The 20,726-nt window shown below is 64.3% G+C and carries 12 protein-coding genes and 1 tRNA gene; 4 read left to right on the forward strand and 9 right to left on the reverse strand.

Annotated elements, in window-relative coordinates; genetic code table 11:
* Nucleotides 1-74 precede the first annotated feature (74 nt).
* Nucleotides 75-1,145, forward strand: a complete 1,071-nt coding sequence (locus tag ABF990_RS07990; RefSeq protein ID WP_415500807.1) for an OmpA family protein — start codon at nt 75-77, stop codon at nt 1,143-1,145.
* Between the two features lie 90 nt (nt 1,146-1,235).
* On the opposite strand, the gene rnhA is transcribed toward ABF990_RS07990, so the two are convergent.
* Genes rnhA through ispH form a run of 3 tightly spaced genes read right to left on the reverse strand, consistent with a single transcriptional unit; the run spans nt 1,236 to nt 3,825 of the window.
* Nucleotides 1,236-1,835 carry a ribonuclease HI gene (gene rnhA / locus ABF990_RS07995; protein ID WP_415500806.1) on the reverse strand — a complete coding sequence of 200 codons (600 nt, stop codon included), beginning with the start codon at nt 1,833-1,835 and terminating at the stop codon, nt 1,236-1,238.
* The gene (locus ABF990_RS08000) at nt 1,825-2,799 is read right to left on the reverse strand and encodes a homoserine kinase (RefSeq protein WP_415490986.1); all 975 of its coding nucleotides are present in this window, start codon (nt 2,797-2,799) and stop codon (nt 1,825-1,827) included. Before ABF990_RS08000 ends, rnhA begins: the two co-directional genes overlap by 11 nt.
* 9 nt (nt 2,800-2,808) lie before the next feature.
* Complete coding sequence (gene ispH / locus ABF990_RS08005; RefSeq protein ID WP_415490985.1) at nt 2,809-3,825, reverse strand: 4-hydroxy-3-methylbut-2-enyl diphosphate reductase; 1,017 nt, start codon at nt 3,823-3,825, stop codon at nt 2,809-2,811.
* Between the two features lie 237 nt (nt 3,826-4,062).
* Here ispH and ABF990_RS08010 point away from each other — a divergent pair, with 237 nt between their 5' ends.
* Nucleotides 4,063-4,650, forward strand: coding sequence for a hypothetical protein (locus ABF990_RS08010; RefSeq protein WP_415490984.1), 588 nt, complete (start codon nt 4,063-4,065; stop codon nt 4,648-4,650).
* Between the two features lie 164 nt (nt 4,651-4,814).
* Here ABF990_RS08010 and ABF990_RS08015 read toward each other — a convergent pair whose 3' ends face one another.
* From ABF990_RS08015 to ABF990_RS08035, 5 genes are all read right to left on the reverse strand, one after another.
* Nucleotides 4,815-6,179, reverse strand: coding sequence for an ABC1 kinase family protein (locus ABF990_RS08015; protein ID WP_415500805.1), 1,365 nt, complete (start codon nt 6,177-6,179; stop codon nt 4,815-4,817).
* Between the two features lie 2 nt (nt 6,180-6,181).
* A complete protein-coding gene (locus tag ABF990_RS08020) occupies nt 6,182-8,020 on the reverse strand; it encodes a M3 family oligoendopeptidase (protein ID WP_415500804.1) in 1,839 nt (612 codons plus the stop codon).
* 201 nt (nt 8,021-8,221) lie between these two features.
* On the reverse strand, nt 8,222-12,772 hold the full coding sequence (gene gltB, locus ABF990_RS08025) for a glutamate synthase large subunit (protein ID WP_415500803.1): 4,551 nt from the start codon (nt 12,770-12,772) through the stop codon (nt 8,222-8,224).
* Nucleotides 12,772-14,220 carry an NAD(P)-dependent oxidoreductase gene (locus ABF990_RS08030; protein WP_415490980.1) on the reverse strand — a complete coding sequence of 483 codons (1,449 nt, stop codon included), beginning with the start codon at nt 14,218-14,220 and terminating at the stop codon, nt 12,772-12,774. Before ABF990_RS08030 ends, gltB begins: the two co-directional genes overlap by 1 nt.
* A gap of 192 nt (nt 14,221-14,412) precedes the next feature.
* Nucleotides 14,413-15,369, reverse strand: a complete 957-nt coding sequence (locus tag ABF990_RS08035; protein WP_415490979.1) for a complex I NDUFA9 subunit family protein — start codon at nt 15,367-15,369, stop codon at nt 14,413-14,415.
* A gap of 387 nt (nt 15,370-15,756) precedes the next feature.
* On the opposite strand from ABF990_RS08035, the gene ABF990_RS08040 reads away from it, so the two are divergent.
* Nucleotides 15,757-15,843: transfer RNA gene (locus tag ABF990_RS08040), tRNA-Leu, on the forward strand.
* Nucleotides 15,844-16,161: 318 nt separating this feature from the next.
* Here ABF990_RS08040 and ABF990_RS08045 read toward each other — a convergent pair.
* Nucleotides 16,162-16,947 carry an N-acetylmuramoyl-L-alanine amidase family protein gene (locus ABF990_RS08045; protein WP_415500438.1) on the reverse strand — a complete coding sequence of 262 codons (786 nt, stop codon included), beginning with the start codon at nt 16,945-16,947 and terminating at the stop codon, nt 16,162-16,164.
* A gap of 690 nt (nt 16,948-17,637) precedes the next feature.
* Between ABF990_RS08045 and ABF990_RS08050 the strand changes: the two genes are divergently transcribed.
* Nucleotides 17,638-20,604: an Rne/Rng family ribonuclease gene (locus ABF990_RS08050; protein WP_415500436.1), complete on the forward strand. Its 2,967-nt coding sequence runs from the start codon at nt 17,638-17,640 to the stop codon at nt 20,602-20,604.
* Nucleotides 20,605-20,726: the final 122 nt, after the last annotated feature.

The raw sequence follows: 20,726 nt of genomic DNA on the forward strand, positions 1-20,726 counted from the left end.
TACAAGCGGGCATGCGACCGGGCGCAAATTTGTCCATTCCACCAGTCACGCTTTCTGGGCTAGGCTGCGGCACGATGCACAAGCTCTTCTTTTTTTCGCGCCGGGTGTCCCTGCTTTGCGGGGCGGTCATCCTGAGCATGGCCACGGCGCAGGCACAGGTTGCCACCAGCAGCCAGGCGCTCGACCACCTTCAGGGAACGCCGTCAACGCCGCCCCCCGCAACGCCTGCCGCGGGCAAGCCACAGCAAGGTGCCACACAACCTTCCCCGACACGGCGGCGGGCTCCCGCACACGCCCGCACAACCCCGGCCAGCATCGCACCGCACCCGGCGGACGCCGGGCCGAATGCAGCACCCTCCCCCACCGCAGCCGCACCCACACAGGGGCGTAGCCCCCAGGGGGCAGGCAATGCGGCGCAGGACAACACGGGACTGGCCACACCCGGTCAAGCCAAACCCGGGCAGACCATACAGGGGCAGAATATAGCGGGTCAGGCAGCACCCGGTCAGGCCACACAAAGCCCGGCCGCATCCAACGCCGGCGCTGCCAAAACGGCTGCCCAGCCCGCTGGAAGCCCACCCACTGGGAGCCCACCCACTGGGAGCCAGCCTTCAGGCGGTCAGCCCACCGACAGCCAGAAAACAGCACCCGTCTCTGGCACGCAGCCCAGGCGCGCCGCACCATTGCCGACCATTCCCAACGCGCCGCCGGCCGAGCCGCACCTCACCCCCGCGCCACCGGATGTGGAAATTCACCCTTTCCCCATTCCCGAGCAGCCCAGTGTCGAACTCAAGGCGCAAGGCACTGTCAGCACCGTTCCGGGCGGGGTGCGCCTGACCTTCGCCCCCGGATCGGCGGCCCTGAACCCGGAAACGCATCAGGCCATTCTGGCCTTCGGGCAGCGCCTGTCGGACAAGCCCCATATCCGCGCCATGATCGACGCCTACAGTTCCGGCGCGCCGGATGACCCGTCCCTGCCCCGCCGCATGGCGCTGGCCCGGGGGCTTGCCGCGCGCAGTGTGCTCATGAACGGGGGCACACCCTCGACCCGGATCTACCTGCGCGTGATCGGCCTGCCCCCGCAGGCCAAGCCTGACGAGACACAGGACTACATCACCATTTATGAATCGGATGTGGTGCCCTGAACGGGTAGCACCGCCCATATCACCGCAGCCCGACCAGCGCCGTTCATGCGCAAGAGCAGAGTGAGCGGGACAGACCGGGGGGGGGCAGGCTTAGCGGGACAGCCTGTCTTCCACCGCTTTGCGCGCGTCAGTCGCCAACTGGTCCACCCGTTCGTTCTCCGGCACGCCGGAATGGCCCTTGACCCAGTGCCAGGACACCTCATGCCGCTTGCTGGCGTCCAGCAGCCTGCGCCACAGGTCCATATTGGCCACCGGATCGCCCGAGGCATTGCGCCAGTTCCGCCTGACCCAGCCAGTATGCCAGCGCGTAATGCCGTTACGGACATATTCGCTATCGGTATGCAGGCTGACAACGCAGGGCCGCGTCAGGGCCTCCAGCGCTTCGGCCGCGGCGGTCAGTTCCATGCGGTTGTTGGTGGTCGCCTCATCCCCGCCGGAAAGTTCGCGCTCCACGCCCCTGCAGCGCAGCAGCACACCCCACCCGCCGGGACCGGGGTTGGGCCTGCACCCGCCATCGGTCCAGACTTCGACAAACGTGCGCGCAGCGCTACCCGCCTGCTCCTCGCCCCCGTTTTCGGGAGACGCGACCCCGGCATGCCCCGCCGGTTCACCATTCTGCACGCCATCCGCCGGGCTGCCGCCGGACGGGCCCGAGCGTTCAGGGTGCAGGGCCGTGTTTTCAGAATCCATAACCACCGCAGTTCTCTGTCGCCATGTGGAAACGCAGACGTTTGAGATAGTCCAGCGGGTCCTTGGGGGTTACCAGCGCATCCGCCGGGGTGTTGATCCAGTCGTACAGCCGTGTCAGCAGGAAGCGGATGGCCGCCCCGCGCGCCAGCAGGGGCATGCAGGCCCGCTCGGCGTCCTCCAGCGGGCGGACACTTTCATAGCCCTGCACGATCTGCCGCGCGAAGGTGATGTTGAAAGACCCGTCCACCGCAAAGCACCAGGCATTCAGGCAGATGGCGATATCGTAGGCCAGAAAATCCGTGCAGGCGAAATAGAAGTCGATCAGGCCCGAAAGTTTCTGGTCGAGGAAAAACACATTGTCGGGGAACAGATCGGCATGGATCTGTCCGCGCGGCAGGCTGGGGGTCTGCCCCCGGCCCGGCCAGTTGGGCACGATATGGGCAAGGGCTGTCTGCAGTTCCGCCAGCAGGCCGGGCTGCACGGTATCGGCCGCCGGACCACAGCTTTCCAGCAGGGGGGACCAGGCGTCCGGCCCCAGACCGTTCGCACGCTCCTGCGCATACGACCGCCCAGCCACGTGCAGTTGCGCCAGAGCACGGCCCAACGGGCGACAATGCTCCAGCCGGATCACGCGCGGCCATACGCCGGGCAGGAACGTGGTCACCGCAGCCGGTCGCCCGGCCAGGGTTTTGAGCGAACGCCCCTGCCTGTCCGCCACCGGCTGCGGGCAGGTTACCCCCTCACGCGCAAGGTGCTGCATGAGCCCCAGAAACCACGGCAGGTCCTGGGCATTGACCCGTTTTTCGTACAGGGTGAGGATATAATCACCCTGCGTGGTGCGAAGCTGGAAATTGCTGTTTTCAACCCCTTCGGCAATTCCGCGAAACGCCACCAGAGACCCGATGGCGAAATCGTCCAGAAAAACGCGAAGGGCGTCGTCACTGACGTCCGTGTAGACGGCCATAAACCACCCTCAGCCCAAGGGTGCGGGAAGGCGGAAGGTCACGTTTTCTTCCTTCACGATCCGTTCTTCTATGCACAGCGTGTAGCGCTTGGCCATTTCGGCCAGCATTTCCTGCACCAGTGCTTCAGGGGCGGAGGCACCGGCCGTAATGCCCAGCGTGCTCACACCGTCCAGCACAGACCAGTCCAGCGCGTCCAGACGGGGTACCAGCAGCGCGCGCGACGCCCCGGATCGTTCCGCGACTTCGCGCAGGCGCTGCGAGTTGGAGGAGTTGGGAGAACCGATCACGATCACCAGGTCGCATTCGGGGGCAATGGTCTTGACCGCTTCCTGCCGGTTGGTGGTGGCGTAGCAGATATCCTCGCGCTTGGGGCCTTCGATCAGGGGAAAGCGCTCACGCAGGATATCCACGATTTCTGCCGTATCATCGACCGAAAGCGTGGTCTGGGTAATGAACGCCAGGCGCGTGGGGTCCTCGGGCTGGACCGTGCGGGCTTCTTCCGCGTCGTTGATCAGGGTTACGGCACCGGGCGGCAACTGGCCCATGGTGCCCACGACCTCGGGGTGGCCCGCATGGCCGATCATGAGGATATGGCGGCTTTCGGGGCCACCGCCAGCGTAATGGCGTTCGGCCTCGCGGTGCACCTTGGACACCAGCGGGCAGGTGGCGTCCAGATACAGCAGGTTGCGGCGTTCGGCTTCCGCCGGGACGGTCTTGGGCACACCATGGGCGGAAAACACCACATGGCCGTCGGGCGGAACCTCGTCCAGTTCCTCGACAAAAATGGCGCCCTGGGCTTCCAGCTCTTCCACCACCGTGCGGTTATGCACGATTTCATGCCGCACATAGACAGGTGCCCCGTACCGCCTGATGGCTTCCTCCACCACGCGGATGGCGCGGTCCACCCCGGCGCAGAACCCGCGCGGGCCGGCAAGGAGAACCTTCAGGGACATGACATCCGCACTTTTGGGTGCACCGTCGGACGGCGCGGTCAGAGGGGCTTTGGTTTGAGTTTGATCGGGCATGGTGTTCCCCAAAGTTGCAGCGGACTGTATAGAAGAAAACTGGCTATGAAGAAGCATATTGAAAACTGGCTCTGCCCGGAACCCGCTAGGGCGACGGAAATTGTGGCCTACGCAAAGGACGCAAGTGATGCAACCCGTTTTACGGCATCAAAGCCCTGAAAGATGCGCCTGTCAGTCTACACCACGCTTTTGTGCCCTGTCCCGTCACCTGTCCTTCACTTAAAGCCGGACCATTCCATGCCCCACCATCTCGTGCCTGCATTCCGCCAGTTGTTCCGCCCCGCCCTGCCCGGCGTAGCGGCGTTGGGACTACTCAGCGCCCTGAGCGGTTGCGGCCCTGACCAGAACGCATCCATGAGCTTCGCACCGGCCTGCCCCATCACGCATGTGCCGGGGGAAGCCGCCGATTATTATCTGTATAATGGCAAAAGTACGAGCTTTCCCGATCTGGTGGCGCGGGCCAGCATCGTCAAGCTCCAGGGTGACTGCCAGCCGGGCGGCCCCAAGGACCTGAAAACCCGACTCGTGCTGCGCATGACGGTCGAACGCGGTGCGGCCGCCGGCAGCACCGTAACGCTGCCCTGGTTCATTGCCGTGCTGCATGGCGACCGGATCGTGAACAAGCACGTGTTCAAGCACGTCGTGACGTTCCCGCCCAATATCTCGACATTTTCCGAGGAAACCCGGCTTGTCACCGTCGACCTGCCCATTCCGCCGCGCAATGTGGATTCAGACTACCGCTTCGAGGTCGGGTTCCAGCTGACGAAAGAGCAGTTGCAATACAACCAGGACCATCTGCGCCGCCCGTCCTGGCAGTCCTACTGACCAGAGCACCAGGAACCCACGCCCCGGCGGCGGGAGGCGTGGGTTTTCCGTCGAATAAGCGCATTCGACAGGGCAGTGACCCGGCGCAGGTCAACCACGGCATGGCATGATGGTATGCAATGCCGTGGTTTTTTCGTGCGGACACAGAGTGTGCGCACCCGCCCTCAGACGGCGGGGGGTGCCTCGGGCGGGAAGCCGGCGGCATCCACCGCGGCCTGCTGCCGCAGGGCCAGCGTGTCCCTGTCGAACCCTTCAACAATCTCGTGGAACAGCTCGCTCCAGTTCATCCTGACCTTGAGCCGCATGAAAACAGACCCAAGCCCGATGGCGGAACGGTCCACCAGCACGAACTCGCGCGGCAGGCGCACGCCACCGGCTTTCTGCAACCCTTCATGAACGCGTGACAGTACCTCGCGCCCGCGTGCGGGGTCGTTGTCTTCCTGAATGTAGCGTTCGCGGTCATCCATAAGGGGCGCGAACAGCAGCCCCGCCCATTCATTGAGCACCAGCACTTTCTCACGCGTCAGGTCGCGAAAGCCCCAGGCCTCGTACGCGTGGGCGGCAAGGTCGATATCGCCCGTGCGCAGGGCGTTAAAGAGATCGATATTACCCTTGATGAAAGAGGGCCTGAAAATACGAATCGCCCCGAAATCGAGCAGGTTCAGCCCGCCATCGTCCCGCAGGGTAAAATTGCCCATATGCGGGTCGCCATGGACCACGCCGTAACGGTAGAGCGGCAGGTACCACGCGCGGAACAGGGCGCGGGCTATAGCTTTTTTCTCATCCTCGGCCAGCCCGTCCTTTATGGCGGTGTTCAGGTTGCGGCCCTGCACCCATTCCATGGTCAGCAGGCGGCGCGTGCAAAGCCCGTCAACCGGGAGCGGAACCGTAACATCCGGGCATTCGCTCAGCATGCCGTTGTAAAGCCGCATGTTGGCGGCTTCGCGCCGGTAATCCAGTTCCTCGCGCAGGCGTTCGGCCAGTTCCTCCACCACGTCATCCTGACGGATGGCGTTGTCCAGACGATGATAGACCCCGATCGCCATACGGAACTGCCGCAGGTCGGCCTCAACAGCCGCATTCATGTCGGGGTATTGCAGCTTGCACGCCACCTGCCGGCCATCGGCCAGCACCGCCTTGTGGACCTGCCCCAGACTGGCGGCAGCCGCTGCCTCACGCCCGAAGGAGCGGAAATGCTTTTCCCAGCCCGGGCCCAGTTCAGCGGTCATGCGGCGACGCACGAAGTTCCACCCCATGGGCGGCGCGTTGGACTGAAGCTGGGCCAGTTCCTCGGCATATTCCTCGGGCAGCGCGCCAGGAATGGTGGCCAGAAGCTGCGCGGCTTTCATCAGCGGGCCCTTGAGTCCCCCCAGCACGGATTTCAGGTCTTCCGCATGGGCGGCCCCGCCCGAGAACAGGCCGATCTTGTGGCCCGCCAGCCGGGCGGCGATCCCGCCAACGGTGCCGGTTGTCTGCACCATGCGCCGGAATTCGCCGAAAACGCCGGAATTATCGAGATCGCGCGCCATGGTCAGCCCTGTTCCAGTTCGTCAATGAAACCGGAAATCACATCCAGCCCCTTGCGCCAGAAGGCGGGTTCTGACGCATCCAGCCCGAAGGGGGCCAGCAGTTCGCGGTGGCGCAGCGTGCCGCCTGCTTCCAGCATGGCAACATATTTGTCCTGAAAACCCGCCGCCCCCTCGCGGAACACGCCATAAAGCGCGTTCACCAGACAGTCACCGAACGCATAGGCGTAAACATAGAAGGGCGAGTGGATGAAGTGTGGAATATACGCCCAGAACACGTCGTAATCGGGGGTGAAATGAAAGGCCGGGCCAAGGCTCTCGGTCTGGACCGCGCGCCAGATTTCACCAATGCGCTCGGGCAGCAGCTCGCCCTTGCGGCGTTCGTCATGCACACGGGTTTCAAAATCGTAGAACGCCACCTGACGCACCACGGTGTTGAGCATGTCTTCCACCTTGGCGGCCAGCAGCAGCCTGCGGCGCACGGGGTCTGTCTCGGCTTCGAGCAGGGACTGGAAGGTCAGCATTTCGCCGAACACGCTGGCGGTTTCGGCCAGGGTCAGCGGTGTGTCGGACATGAAATAGCCCTGCCGTGCGGCCAGAACCTGATGCACGCCATGGCCCAGTTCATGCGCCAGGGTCATGACATCGCGAATACGGCCATGATAGTTCAGCAGAATATACGGATGGGCCGACGGCACGGTAGGGTGCGCGAAAGCCCCGGGCGACTTGCCGGGGGCGGGCGGCACATCAATCCACGGACTGGTCAGGAAGGTGTTGATGATCTTGCCAAGGCGCGGATCGAATCCGTCATAGGCTTTCTGGACAATGGCCTTGGCTTCCGTCCATGGAATTTCGCGGTCGTCGCTGCCGGGCGGGGGGGCATTACGGTCCCAGTGTTCAAGCTTGTCCAGCCCCATCCAGCGGGCCTTGAGCGCGTAATACCGGTGCGACAGGCGCGGGTAATCGGCCTTTACGGCACTGACCAACGCATCCACCACGTTGTCTTCGACCATGTTGGACAGGTTGCGCGCCGAGGTGGGGCGCGCATAGTGCCGCAGTCCGTCGGCAATGGACTTGTCCTTGGCCAGCGTATTGGTAATGAGCGAGAACAGCCGCACGTTCTCGCCAAACACGGCCCCCACGGCCTTGCCAGCACGCGCGCGCGTATCCCGGTTCGTGTCGGACAGGCGGTTGAGCGCCTCGCCCACGGTCATCTCCCGCCCGTCCAGCGTGACGCGCAGGGCGGCTATGGTCTCGTCAAACAGGCGGCACCATGACTGCGCCCCGGTAACGGATTTTTCCAGCAGGACCTTTTCAACCTCGTCGGACAACTGGTGCGGGCGGTACATCCGCGCATCGCGCAGGTAGGGCTGCCAGCGCGCCAGGGCCGGGTCGGCCAGCCGGGCCTGCAGGGCGTCCTCATCCAGCCGGTTCAGTTCCAGCGTAAAAAAGAGCAGGTCGCCGGAAATGACCGTCAGCCGTTCGTTCATGGACTGGTTGAAACGGCTGATCGCCGGATCGGACGAATCCGCCGCGAACAGCAGGGACGCGTAAGACCCCGCCCGGCCCAGCTTTTCCTCGATCGCCTCGAACGTGTTCAGCGCGGCGGCCAGGTCATGGCCCGACAGGCCCGCAAGCCTGCCCTGATACTGCTGGCCGAACGCCCTGGCCTGTTCGGCGGCGGCAAGCAGATCGGCTTCAAGCGCGGGATCGTCCATGCCCGCGTACAGGGCCGACAGGTCCCAGCGCGGCAACGCGCTTTCAGCCGTGGTGGCCTGTCCGGCCGACTGCGCATCGGCCTGCGCGGACAAAAGAGGAAAATGGCGGGAATGGGGGGCGTGCATGCTCTGTTCCATGCCGCCACTCTACCCTGCAAACGCGCCAGAGGCGAGAGCACTTGAACGCGACCTGCCGCATGACAAAAACGCACAACGGGCGAGAGGTTGCCCCCTCGCCCGCTGCCCGTGACCTGTGGCCTTCAGCCGATATGCCAGCCATTCCGCGTGCGAACCGGCAGGCCGCATGCGTGCTGTCCTTCGTCTGGCCTAGCCCGCGTGCTCCAGTTCGGCCTGGGGCACGGTAAAGCCGATAATACGGGCATAATCGCGCGGCACGATCTGCCAGAACTGCGGCAGAACCTCGTCCCATTTGTGCAGCAGCATCGTGGCGTAGGCGGAGCCGGTCTCCTGCACATGCCGCTCGACCAGACCGCGCAGCGTTGCCTCCCATTTCGGATCGGCAACCCGCGTCCACAGCAGGGATTCGGGGTTCACCCGCTCGGCGAAGTCCTGTGCCGTATCCAGCACGAAGGCCATGCCGCCGGTAAAGCCCGCGCCGAAGTTGTCGCCAATGTCACCCAGTACCACAACCGTGCCACCGGTCATGTATTCGCACGCGTTGGACCCACAGCCTTCCACCACGGCCACGGCCCCCGAGTTGCGCACGGCAAAGCGTTCGCCCGCCTGCCCCGCGGCGAACAGCTCGCCCGAGGTCGCGCCATACAGCACCGTATTGCCGATAATGGCGTTCCTGTTCGTCACCAGCGTGGAAGAGGGCGACGGACGCACCGTAATGGTCGCTCCCGACAGGCCCTTGCCCACGTAGTCGTTCGCATCGCCCAGCACTTCGAGCTTGAGCCCCTGCACCGCGAACGCCCCCAGCGACTGGCCCGTGGAGCCGCGCAGCCGCACGGTCAGGTGGCCCGGAGCCAGCGTCTTCATGCCGAACTGCCGCACGATCAGCGACGAAATGCGCGTGCCAATGGCGCGCTGGGTGTTCTGCACATTGTAGTGCAGCTGCATTTTCTCGCCATGTTCGAACAGGGGCCGGGCATCGCCCACCATCTGTGCGTCCAGCGTGTCGGGTACCTCGTTACGGCCTTCAAGCGTGCAGTACCGCGCAAACGGCCCCGGGTCCGCCTGCGACAGCAGGGAGTTCAGGTCCAGGTCGTCCAGATCGTCCGTGCCGCGCGAGACCTGACGCAGCAGATCGGTCCGGCCAATGACCTCGTTCAGGGTCCTGAAGCCCAGAGACGCCAGAATGTTGCGCACGTCCTCGGCAATGAACGAGAACAGGTTGATCACCTTCTCGGGCGTGCCTTCGAACTTGGCGCGCATGGCCGGGTCCTGCGAGCACACACCGACCGGGCAGGTATTGGAATGGCACTGGCGCACCATGATGCAGCCCATGGCCACAAGGCTTGCCGTGCCGATCCCGAATTCCTCGGCCCCCAGCATGGCCGCGATCACCACGTCGCGCCCGGTCTTGATACCACCATCGGCCCGCAGGCGCACGCGGTGGCGCAGGCGGTTGAGCATAAGCACCTGATGCGTCTCGGCCAGCCCCAGTTCCCACGGCAGACCCGCGTATTTGATGGAACTGAGCGGGCTTGCGCCCGTGCCCCCGCTATGGCCCGAAATGAGGATGGCGTCGGCCTTGGCCTTGGCCACACCCGCGGCAATGGTGCCAATGCCCGAACGCGCCACCAGCTTGACCGTGACCCGTGCATCCGGGTTGATCTGCTTGAGGTCGTAAATAAGCTGGGCCAGATCCTCGATGGAATAGATGTCGTGGTGCGGCGGGGGCGAAATCAGGGTCACGCCCGGGGTCGCATGGCGCAGCTTGGCGATCAGTTCCGTCACCTTGAAGCCGGGCAACTGCCCGCCTTCACCCGGCTTGGCACCCTGCGCCACCTTGATTTCAAGCTCGCGGCAGTCGTTCAGGTACTGCGCGGTCACCCCGAACCGACCCGACGCCACCTGCTTGATGGCGGAGGACGCGTTGTCCCCATTGGGCCGGGGCTTCGCACGGGACGGATCTTCCCCGCCTTCGCCGGAATCGGATTTGGCCCCGATCCGGTTCATGGCGATGGAGAGCGTCTCATGCGCTTCGGGGCTGAGCGCGCCCAGCGAAATGGCGGGGGAAATCAGCCGCTTGCGCAACTGGGTGATGCTTTCCACCTCCTCCACCGGAATGGGGGTGCGCCCTTCGCGGAAGTCGAGCAGGTCGCGCAGGGCCACGGGGGGCTGTGCGCGCACGGCGTCGGCATAGCGCCGGTAGATGGTGAAGCTGTCGGTCGCGACAGCGGTCTGCAGCATATGGATAAGCTGGCCGTCAAACGCATGCGGCTCGGCCCCGCGGCGCAGCTTGTACAGCCCGCCCACGGGCAGCGTCAGGGCGGAGGCGGACCCCCAGGCGCGTTCGTGCAGGCTGAGCACATTGCGCGCAATGCCCGAAAGCCCGATGCCCGAAATGCGCGACGGCATGCCGGGGAAAAATTCCGCCGTCAGCGCGCGCGACAGGCCCACCGCCTCGAAATTGCAGCCACCCCGATACGACGCCACGATGGAAATACCCATCTTGGACATGATCTTGAGCAGGCCCTTGTCCACTGCCTTACGGTAGCGTTCCATGCATTCACGCAGGCTGCGGCTGCCGAACAGGCCCCGGCGGTGCCGGTCCGCAATGCTTTCCTGTGCCAGATACGGGTTAACCGTGGTGGCCCCCACGCCGATGGTCACGGCAATGGCATGCACGTCCAGCGCGGAGGACGTGCGCACGTTCAGCGAGGTAAAGGTCCGCAGCGAGGTGCGGACCAGATGCGTGTGAACCGCCCCGGTCGCCAGGATCATGGGAATGCACGACCGTTCGGCGGACTGCGCCTCATCCGTCAGGAACAGATGGGTGCACCCACCGCGCACGCCATCTTCCGCTTCGTGGCGGATACGGGCAATGGCTTCGCGCAGACCGGCCTCACCGTCCTTTGCGGGGAACGTGCAGTCGATCACGCAGCCAGACGCACCGCAGAACTGGCTCAGCGCTGCATATTCGCCCGATGTCAGCACGGGGCTGGGCAGTTGCAGCATGTCGCACTGTTCGGACGACTGGTCGAGAATATTGCCCAGGTTGCCCAGACGGGTGGCAAGGCTCATCACCCGCGATTCACGCAGGGAATCGATGGGCGGGTTCGTCACCTGGCTGAACATCTGGCGGAAATAATGCGACAGGCCACGGTAATGGGGCGACAGCACCGCCAGAGGCGTGTCATCCCCCATGGAGCCGATGGCTTCGCTTGCATCTTCCACCATCGGGTGCAGGATGGCTTCAAGCTCCTCCAGCGTGGTGCCTACGGCAAGCTGGCGGCGGCGCAATTCGTCTCCCTGGTAGCACAGCGGTTCGGTGACATCCGCCCGGACCAGATGGCCGATTTTCTGGGTGCGCTTGATCCACTCCGAAAAATCCTGACGGGCCGAGAGCAGGTCCAGCAGTTCGATGTTGCTGTAAAGCTTGGCCTCATCCAGATCCACGCCGATCATCTCGCCCGGGCCAAGGCGCCCACGGGCCAGAACCGCACTTTCGGGCACGCGCACCATGCCGGTCTCGGACCCCACGATCAGCAGCCTGTCGGTCGTGACCGTGTAGCGCAGCGGGCGCAGGCCGGAACGGTCCAGCCCCGCCACCACCCAGCGGCCGTCAGTCGCGCACAGGGCGGCCGGGCCGTCCCACGGTTCCATGACGGCGTTGCAATACATGAACATGTCGCGGTGTTCAGGCTTCATGCCCGTATTGCCGCCCACGCTGGCCGGGATCATCAGCGCCTTGGCGGCGGGCGCGTCACGCCCGGCAAAGGTCAGCAGTTCGAACACGTTGTCCAGTGTGGCGGTATCGGACCCGCCGGCCTGCACCAGCGGCTTGATATCGGACATCCACGGGTCGAGTTCCGGGTGGGAAAGCCGTGTCTCGTGGCTTTTCATCCAGTTGATATTGCCCGAAATGGTGTTGATCTCACCATTATGCGCCAGACGGCGGAACGGCTGTGCGAGCTTCCAGGTCGGGAAGGTGTTGGTGGAATAGCGCTGGTGATAAATGGCAAAACGGCTGATGAACCGCTCATCCAGCAGGTCGGGATAGAACTCGGTCAGATGCTCGGCAAGGAACATGCCCTTGTAGATGAGCGAACGGCACGACAGCGAGCAGATATACAGGTCAACCTGCGCTGCAATGGCCGCCTTTTCGATCCGGCGCCGGATGACGTACAGGTCGCGCTCGAACTCCGCCTCGGGCTTGCGCGGCAGGTTGCGGATCAGGATCTGTTCGATTTCGGGGCGGGTGGCGTTGGCTTTCTCGCCAATGCAGGAGGTGTCGATCGGCACCTGACGCCAGCCGTAAATACCATAGCCGAAGGCGAGAATCTGGGTTTCGATGATCTGGCGGCACAGTTCCTGGGCCACGAAATCGGTCTTGGGCAGGAACACCTGCCCCACCGCGATCGGCCCGTCGCTGGGCTGGTCGCCCGTGCTGATGATGGCGTCCGCAAAGAAAGCCTGCGGAATTTCAACGTGAATACCCGCGCCGTCACCGGTCTTGCCGTCAGCATCCACCGCACCACGGTGCCAGATAGCCTTGAGCGCGGCGATCCCGCCTGCCACCACATCGCGCCGGCGCTTGCCATCCAGGGCGGCGACAAAGCCCACACCGCAGGAATCGCGCTCGTCCGCCGGGTCGTACAACCCTTCCAGGGCTGCTACGTTGGCATCCCACGCCTTGAAAAATTCCTCAGCGCTTTCGCCTGTGTTCCCAAACTGCTCCATAGCCATCATCCCTGCTCCGCCACGGCGGATGCCGTCTCATTTGCTTCAATCCACTGGTGAATGCTGGCCGCGGCATCACGCCCGTCACGGATCGCCCACACCACCAGGCTGGCCCCACGCACGATATCGCCCGCGGCGAACACGCCGGGCAGCGAGGTCATGAAATCTTTCTGCCCCACCTTGAGCGTACCCCAGCGCGATACCTCCAGCCCCGGCTGCGCCCAGAGCTTGGGCAGGGGCTCGGGGTCGAACCCCAGCGCCTTGATGACCAGATCGGCCTCAAGCGTGAAGGACGAGCCTTCCACCGGCTCCACCGACTGGCGGCCCGAGGCATCGGGCAGGCCCAGCTTCATACGTGTGGCGCGCACGCCGGTTACGGTGCTGTCACCCAGGAACGCCTCGGGGGCGGCCAGCCATTCGAAATGCACGCCTTCTTCCTCGGCGTTCTTCACTTCCCGGGCGGAGCCGGGCATGTTGGCCTTGTCACGGCGGTACACACAGGTGACCGAACGCGCCCCCTGGCGGATGGCCGTGCGCAGGCAGTCCATGGCGGTGTCACCCCCGCCAAGCACCACAACCGCCTTGCCCTGCGCATCCAGCGCTTCGGCCTCTGGCGGCAATGTATCGCCCAGCGAACGGCGGTTGGACGCGGTCAGGTAATCGAGCGCGCGCTCGATACCCGCCAGACCGGCACCGGGTCCACCAATCTCGCGCGACTGGTATACGCCTGTTGCAATCAGCACCGCATGGTGGCGCGAGCGCAGGACCTCGAACGGCAGGTCGTCCGCCCCGCTGCCCACACCCTGGCCGAGATGGAACACCACCCCGCTTTCTTCCAGCAGGGCATGACGGCGGGCGACAATATCCTTTTCCAGCTTGAAGCCGGGAATGCCGTAAACCAGCAGGCCGCCCACGCGGTCGTAGCGGTCATAGACATGCACCTGAAAACCCTGCTGGCGCAGTTGCCCGGCCGCGGCCAGCCCGCCCGGACCCGCCCCCACAATACCCACGGACTGTGCTCGTTCGCGCACGGGACGAATGGGCTGGACCCAGCCGTTCTCGAACGCCGTGTCGGTAATGTAACGCTCAACCGCCCCGATGGTCACGCTCTCGAACCCGGGTTCGATCACGCAGTTGCCTTCGCACAGGCGGTCCTGCGGGCAGATACGCCCACAGATTTCGGGAAAGTTGTTGGTGGCGGAGGACACGCCATACGCTTCCTCCAGCCGGCCCTGGGCAGTCAGCATCAGCCAGTCGGGAATGTTGTTGCCCAGCGGGCAGTGCACGGAACAGAACGGCACGCCGCACTGCGAACAGCGACTGGCCTGCTCGCCCGCCGCCGCGGGGGAATAGTCTTCGTAAATTTCGTCGAAGTCGGCGCGGCGGGCATCGGCCGTGCGTTTTTCCGGCTGCCTTTGCGGTACGGAGACAAATTTCAGCATTGTGTTCGCCATGCGCGACCCCCGGAAAAACAGGGCGCGCCCCACGGACTACGCCCCCAACGTCAAGTGAGCCGGAAGGTGCTCTTTATCTCCATGGATAAAAAGACAGCATTACTGTCCTTTTTGATTTTTTTTGCAGTTTTTCACCGAAAAATAACATCCGCACCCACTATATAGGTATATTTTCGGACCTATTTTGAGGTATCATACCTCATCCACCGCCATTTCGGCCCGTCCACCGCCGGGGCGATACCGCTCAAGATAGGCCGGCACACAGGCGGCAACACTACGCGGTATCATACCGAAAGGCTCGAACCCCGATTCGGGTCCGGGCATGACATTGTCGCGCGACAGCATGAGCAACTGGTCACGCGTCAGCGGTGCACCGGGCAGGCGTTCGAGTATCGTGGCCTGCAACCGCGCCAGCCATCCGGGCACCACAATAATCGGCCTGTGCCGCCGCGTTTCCTCCAGCACGAAACGTATGATCTCGCACATGGTCATGATATCGGGGCCGCCCAGCGACCATACCTGCCCGCCATAACCGTCCCGCGTCGCCAACTGGCCGATCACCTGGGCCACGTCGCCCACGTAAACCGGCTGTATGCGCGTATTGGGTTCGTAAACCGGCATGACGGGCAGGTAACGCGCCATGGCCGCGAACCTGTTGAAAAAACGGTCCTCGCGCCCGAATATCAGCGATGGCCGGACAATGGCGGCATCGGGCCTGTAATGCCTGACCGCCTGCTCCCCCGCCGCACGGCTTCTGCCATAGGCGGAGGGAGCCTTGGCGCAGGCCCCAAGGGCGGACATATGGACATAGCGCGCCACGCCAGCCTCCGCCGCGCAGCGCGCCACCCGCCCCGCCCCGTCAACATTGACTGCCAGCAGCCCCTGACCGCGGGGGGCAGACAGAACCCCGACAAGGTTGATCGCCACGTCAGCCCCACGCATGACGGTGGCTACCGAATAATCGTCCAGCACCGAGGCATAGAACGGCGCGATCTGGCCAACGTCCCCCAGGCTGCGCAGCAGCGCCCCCTGATCCGGCCGACGATTGGCCACACGCACCATGTAGCCCGCCTGGGCCAGACACTGCACGACGTATCGCCCCACAAACCCGCTGCCACCAAACACGACGGCTGTTCTATTTTCATACATGCCACGCGCCCCTCTACCCTGCCCGTTTATACCGCGCCTTCAGCCCCCCATGGGCAACCTCCGGGGGCAACCTTCAGCCCCTCCCCCATGGACGACCTCGGGGGCGATCAGCATGAAGGAACCATCACGGCGATCCCCCACTGGAACGCCCCTGGACGCCCTTTCGCGGCCTCTTTGGCTGTATGCCCGACCTGACACGACAGCACGCCCGGGCAGCATACACCGCATTCAAAGCATTTGAATTCATTGCGGTTCCCCCAAAAACCCGGAGATCGGGCCAGACGGATACGAATTGTCAAAAAAAAATCAAAACGCCTGTTGACGCCCCCCGGCCAGCGGGGTAAATGCCTCAACACCAGCCGGGAGCCACTCCTGGTTGCCATTTGAGCCCAGATGGCGGAATTGGTAGACGCGCAGGTTTCAGGTACCTGTGGCCGAAAGGTCGTGGAAGTTCGAGTCTTCTTCTGGGCACCAAATTTTCCCACATGACAAAGAGATGTTGCAAGGTAATACTCCCCACCGGGGTCCCCTGCGCCATCATGCCGGACCGGCACCGCCTGCGGGCACTTTCCCTACAGAACTTGCGCACGAACGGGCCAGAGCAACACCTGCCCGCAACAGCCGTGACACGACATTATTGAATATAATACGCGTCAGAGCAGAATCCGGGGCAGGCACAGCCGTCCGGCTCGCATGTCTGCTCCCCAACGCGGGCTGTCAGGCACACATGCGGGTGCGGAAAAAAACTTTCAAACCACCGGCACGCCCCCCTCGCGCACGTCAGCCAGTCAACTAGCCCGCCAGACCGGCCCCGGCGGCCGCAAAATAGCGATCGACCGCATTGCACATTGCACCCGCCACCATGGCCCGGTGCCCGGCCTGCCGCAAAGCCGCCTCATCCAGCCTGTTGGACATAAAACCCATTTCCACCAGAACGGAGGGAATCTGGGCCGACTTCAGCACCGCGAAGGCGGCATGGCGCTGCGGATGCGTCAGCAGCAGGATGCGGGACTGGAAGGACGACACCACGGCCTGCGCCATATGGGCCGAACCCTTGCGGGTTTCTTCCGTCACCAGACTGGCCAGAATCTGCTGCACCTCGGGCGAGGCACCGTGCACCATAGGGCCACCATACCGGTCGGCACTGTTTTCAGTACGCGCGAGATCCGCTGTCTGACTGTCGGATGCGCCCTGCGCGTGCGTATAGACACTGGCCCCGCGCACGCCCGGATTATGCAGCGCATCAGCATGCATGGAAATAAAGAGCGACGCTCCATGCTGCTGCGCAAGCTCCACCCGCCCGTCCAGCGGAATGAATCGGTCACTGGTACGGGTCATGGCCACGCGGTACCGCCCCGTGGCCAGAAGCTGGCGTTCCAGTTCCGCCCCTGCTGCCTCCGCCACATGTTTTTCATAGGTACCCGAAAGACCAATTGCCCCGGGGTCCTTCCCGCCATGGCCGGGATCGAGCATGACAAGCGGGAGCGCGGGCGCGGCCCGCCCCACAATGGCAGGCGCATGGGGAACAGATGCATGAGGGCTGGCCGCGTGGGGTGCCACAAGCGTGTGGGCCGCCATATGGGCGGGGGCGTGCAGGCCATGTGCCGCGCGTGTCGCGGCGCGCACAGGCGCGGCCATGAACGGGGCGGCAAGCAGGGGGGCCGCCGCAATACCGGCCAGCACGTCCCGCCGGGACGCACTGCCCCCCGCTGTCACCCCCTGCCGCGCCATACGCCCGATCCCGAACCCTGCCATGACTTGCGCCCTCGTTCGTCCTGTTCCTGTCTTATCTGGCCTGCGCATCATGGCAAAATAATAACGTGTTACATAGCGCCGTTCGGGGTCGAAAGACGCAATCCGCGCCCCTTATGACGAATAACTTGCAGTCAACCCTTATTTGCGTCATGTTGAGCAGAGTATGGGTTCAGGGCAGAAATGTCAGCCATGCAAGCCGTTTTCCATTTCTGTTTGCCGTGCCAGGGCCAGGACAAAAGCCCCCTGTCACCCGATACCGAAAGCGGGAAACACCACCCGAAGGACACATGACGATCACCCGCGCCACCGCCCCGACCATAACGGACAGACCGCAGGCCTTAGACCGCCTGGGTAGCACCGTTGCACGGGTTGCGGTCGGGTTCGGCCCATGTGCCTTTCATTCCCCGGTTCATGCCTCTTCTTACCCGCTGGAAGCGCCCCCGCGCCCTGCGCCGCCCACCCGGCGGACGCACCGCGCGAGCTGGCCACCGGCGTATCGGAGTTTTTCTTTTTATGTCAAAGCGGATGCTTATCGACGCGACACACGCGGAAGAAACGCGCGTGGTCGTGCTGGATGGAAACAAGCTTGAAGATTACGATGTCGAATCCGCTGCCAAAAAGCAGCTCAAAGGCAACATCTATCTGGCGCGCGTCATACGGGTCGAACCCAGCCTTCAGGCTGCTTTCGTCGAATATGGCGGCAACCGGCACGGCTTTCTCGCCTTCAGCGAAATCCACCCCGACTATTACCAGATTCCCGTAGCCGACCGCGAAAAGCTGCTTGCCCTCCAGGCCGAGGAAGAAAGCCTGGTCGATAACGGCGCGGACGAAGACGACCAGATCGCGGCCGAAGCAGCGGACACTGCCGACAGCACGGACACCGCCGCCCCGGACGAGACCACGGCTCTCGTCAACGGCGAAGATGACGGCGCCGCCCCCGCCGAGGCCGAGCCCGAATATGTGAGCGGCGAAACCGACACAGGCGAGGAAGCGCTGATCCAGCGCCGCATTGCCCGTTTCCTGCGCAATTACCGTATTCAGGAAGTCATCCGTCGCCGCCAGATCCTGCTTGTTCAGGTGGTCAAGGACGAACGCGGCAACAAGGGCGCGGCGCTGACAACCTATATCTCGCTCGCGGGCCGCTATTGCGTACTGATGCCCAACGCCCTGCGTGGCGGCGGCGTTTCGCGCAAGATCACGGCAGTGTCCGACCGCCGCCGCCTGCGCGACATTATCTCCAGCCTCAACCTGCCACGCGGCATGGCCATGATCGTGCGCACCGCCGGGGCGCAGCGGCCGGGCCCCGAAATCACGCGTGACTGCGAATATCTGCTCCATCTGTGGGACAACATTCGCGAACACACCATGCAGTCCATGGCCCCGGCGCTGATCTATGAGGAAGCGAGCCTGGTCAAGCGCGCCATTCGCGATGTGTATACCCGCGACGTGAGCGAAATTCTGGTCGATGGCGAAAACGGCTGGAAAGCCGCGCGCGACTTCATGCGCATGCTCATGCCCCAGCACGCCGAAAAAGTGCGCCTGTGGAACAAGGACCAGCAGCCGCTTTTCACACATTACCATGTGGAAGGCCATCTGGACGCCATGTTCTCCCCCGTCGTGCATCTGCGCTCGGGCGGGTATCTGGTCATCAACCAGACCGAGGCCCTTGTCGCGATCGACGTCAACTCGGGCAAGGCGACCGGCCAGCGCAACATCGAGGAAACGGCGTTCCGCACCAACCAGGAAGCCGCTGACGAAGTTGCCCGCCAACTGCGCCTGCGCGATCTGGCCGGGCTGGTTGTGATCGACTTCATCGACATGGAGTCCCGCCGCCATAATGTAACGATCGAACGCCGCCTCAAGGACGCGCTGCGCAATGACCGCGCCCGTATCCAGATCGGTTCGATCTCGCATTTCGGCCTGCTGGAAATGTCGCGCCAGCGTCTGCGCCCCTCGGTGGCGGAAGCCACGTTCGTGCCCTGCCCGCATTGCAGCGGCACCGGCATGACCCGCAGCGTGGAAAGCTCGTCCCTGCATGTGCTCCGCGCGGTGGAAGAAGAAGGCGCGCGCCGCCGGGCTTCGGCCATTACGGTGCATGTCGCATCCGAAATCGCGTTCTACATCCTCAACCACAAGCGCGACTGGCTGGAACAGATCGAACAGCGCCACCAGATGGAAGTGCTGTTCGCACCGGATGCCACGCTGCTGGCGCCTGAAATCCGTATCGAGCGCCGCCAGCATGCCCGCGCGGTCCCGGCCCAGTTGCCGCCTGTGGAAAATGTGGAAGCAGACGACTTCGAAAAACCTGAACCCGCGCAGGCGGACGTTCATGCCACAGAACCCGCAACGCCAGAGTCCGGCAATGCCCCGAATGCGGCACCGGGCGAGGAAGAACCGCGTCGTCGCCGCCGTCGTCGCCGTCGCCGTCGTGGTGAAAATGGCAACGGCCAGGCGACATCCGCCCAGCAGGGTGCGGACGACGCGCAGGACGACACCGATGAGGACGAGTCCGAAGCCGTGTCCGAGGACGAGGTGCATGACGTGGCGCAACCCGCCGCGACCGAAGGCAATCTGGTGCAGGGCCGACGCCGGACACGGCACACCCGCCTGCGCCGCAACGACCGTGCGCCGGAAGCCGAACGCACCGAACGCCCGGCCCCGGCCCAAACGCGCGACACCGGTCGCGACAGCACGGTCGAAATCGCAGCCGGTCCGGCGCCCCAGCGTATCAAGCCCGTCTGGAGTGGCCCGACCCCCGCGAATCCGTTTGGTGACGAGCCGGATATTTTCGAACTGCTCGAAAACAGCGTAACCCAGCGTGCAGCCCAGGTTGCTCCGCCTGCCAAGGCCAGCCCGGTCGAAAAGGCTGCCACGCCTGAAACCGTGACGGCGCCGGAAAGCGTAAAGGCCACACCCGCCAAGGAGGCTGAACCCGCAGCACCCCAGGCAGAGGCGGAGGCCGAAGCCGCACCCAGGACGCGCCGCCGCACCCGCCGGAAACCCGCCAGCGAAGCCGATGCCACGGCAACCGAACAGGCCGCCGAGACAGCGGAAAAGGCTGAACCCGCCAAGGCGCGCACCGCAAAAGCTGCCACCAAGGCTAAATCCGCCGAGGAAGCCACCCCCACGGAGGCCCCCACGGAGGATGAAGCAGCCCCCGCCAAGGCCACAAAGGCCCGCCGTGCACCCGCCCGCAAGCCTGCAAAGGCCAAACCCGTAGCCGAGGCAGCCGCCAAAGCCCCGGACGAAGCTGTGGCGGATGCTGTCGTGGCGGAAGAAGCCGAAGCACCGGCCAAGCCTGCGCGCAAGCGTGCGCCCCGTGCCGCGGCAGCCAGGAAAGCGGCTGCGGAACAGGTCGAGCAGACCGTGGCCGAACCCGGCGCTGCTGAAGACGACAAGGGTGAGCCCGCCGTCCAGCCCATCGTGATTGAGGACAGCCCGCCGCGTGCGAGCCGTCGCACAGGCTGGTGGCGTCGCTAGGTCCGGCGCGAACGGACTTTTGACACGGGCCGGGGCGTGCATGCGAACAGCGCCCCGGCCACCCTGCCTTTAACGGTAGGATTGCCCGCGTTATGCGGGCTTTTTTCTTTGTTCGGCCCCTT

Source organism: Acetobacter sp. (genome assembly GCF_047723915.1).
Lineage (GTDB): Bacteria > Pseudomonadota > Alphaproteobacteria > Acetobacterales > Acetobacteraceae > Acetobacter.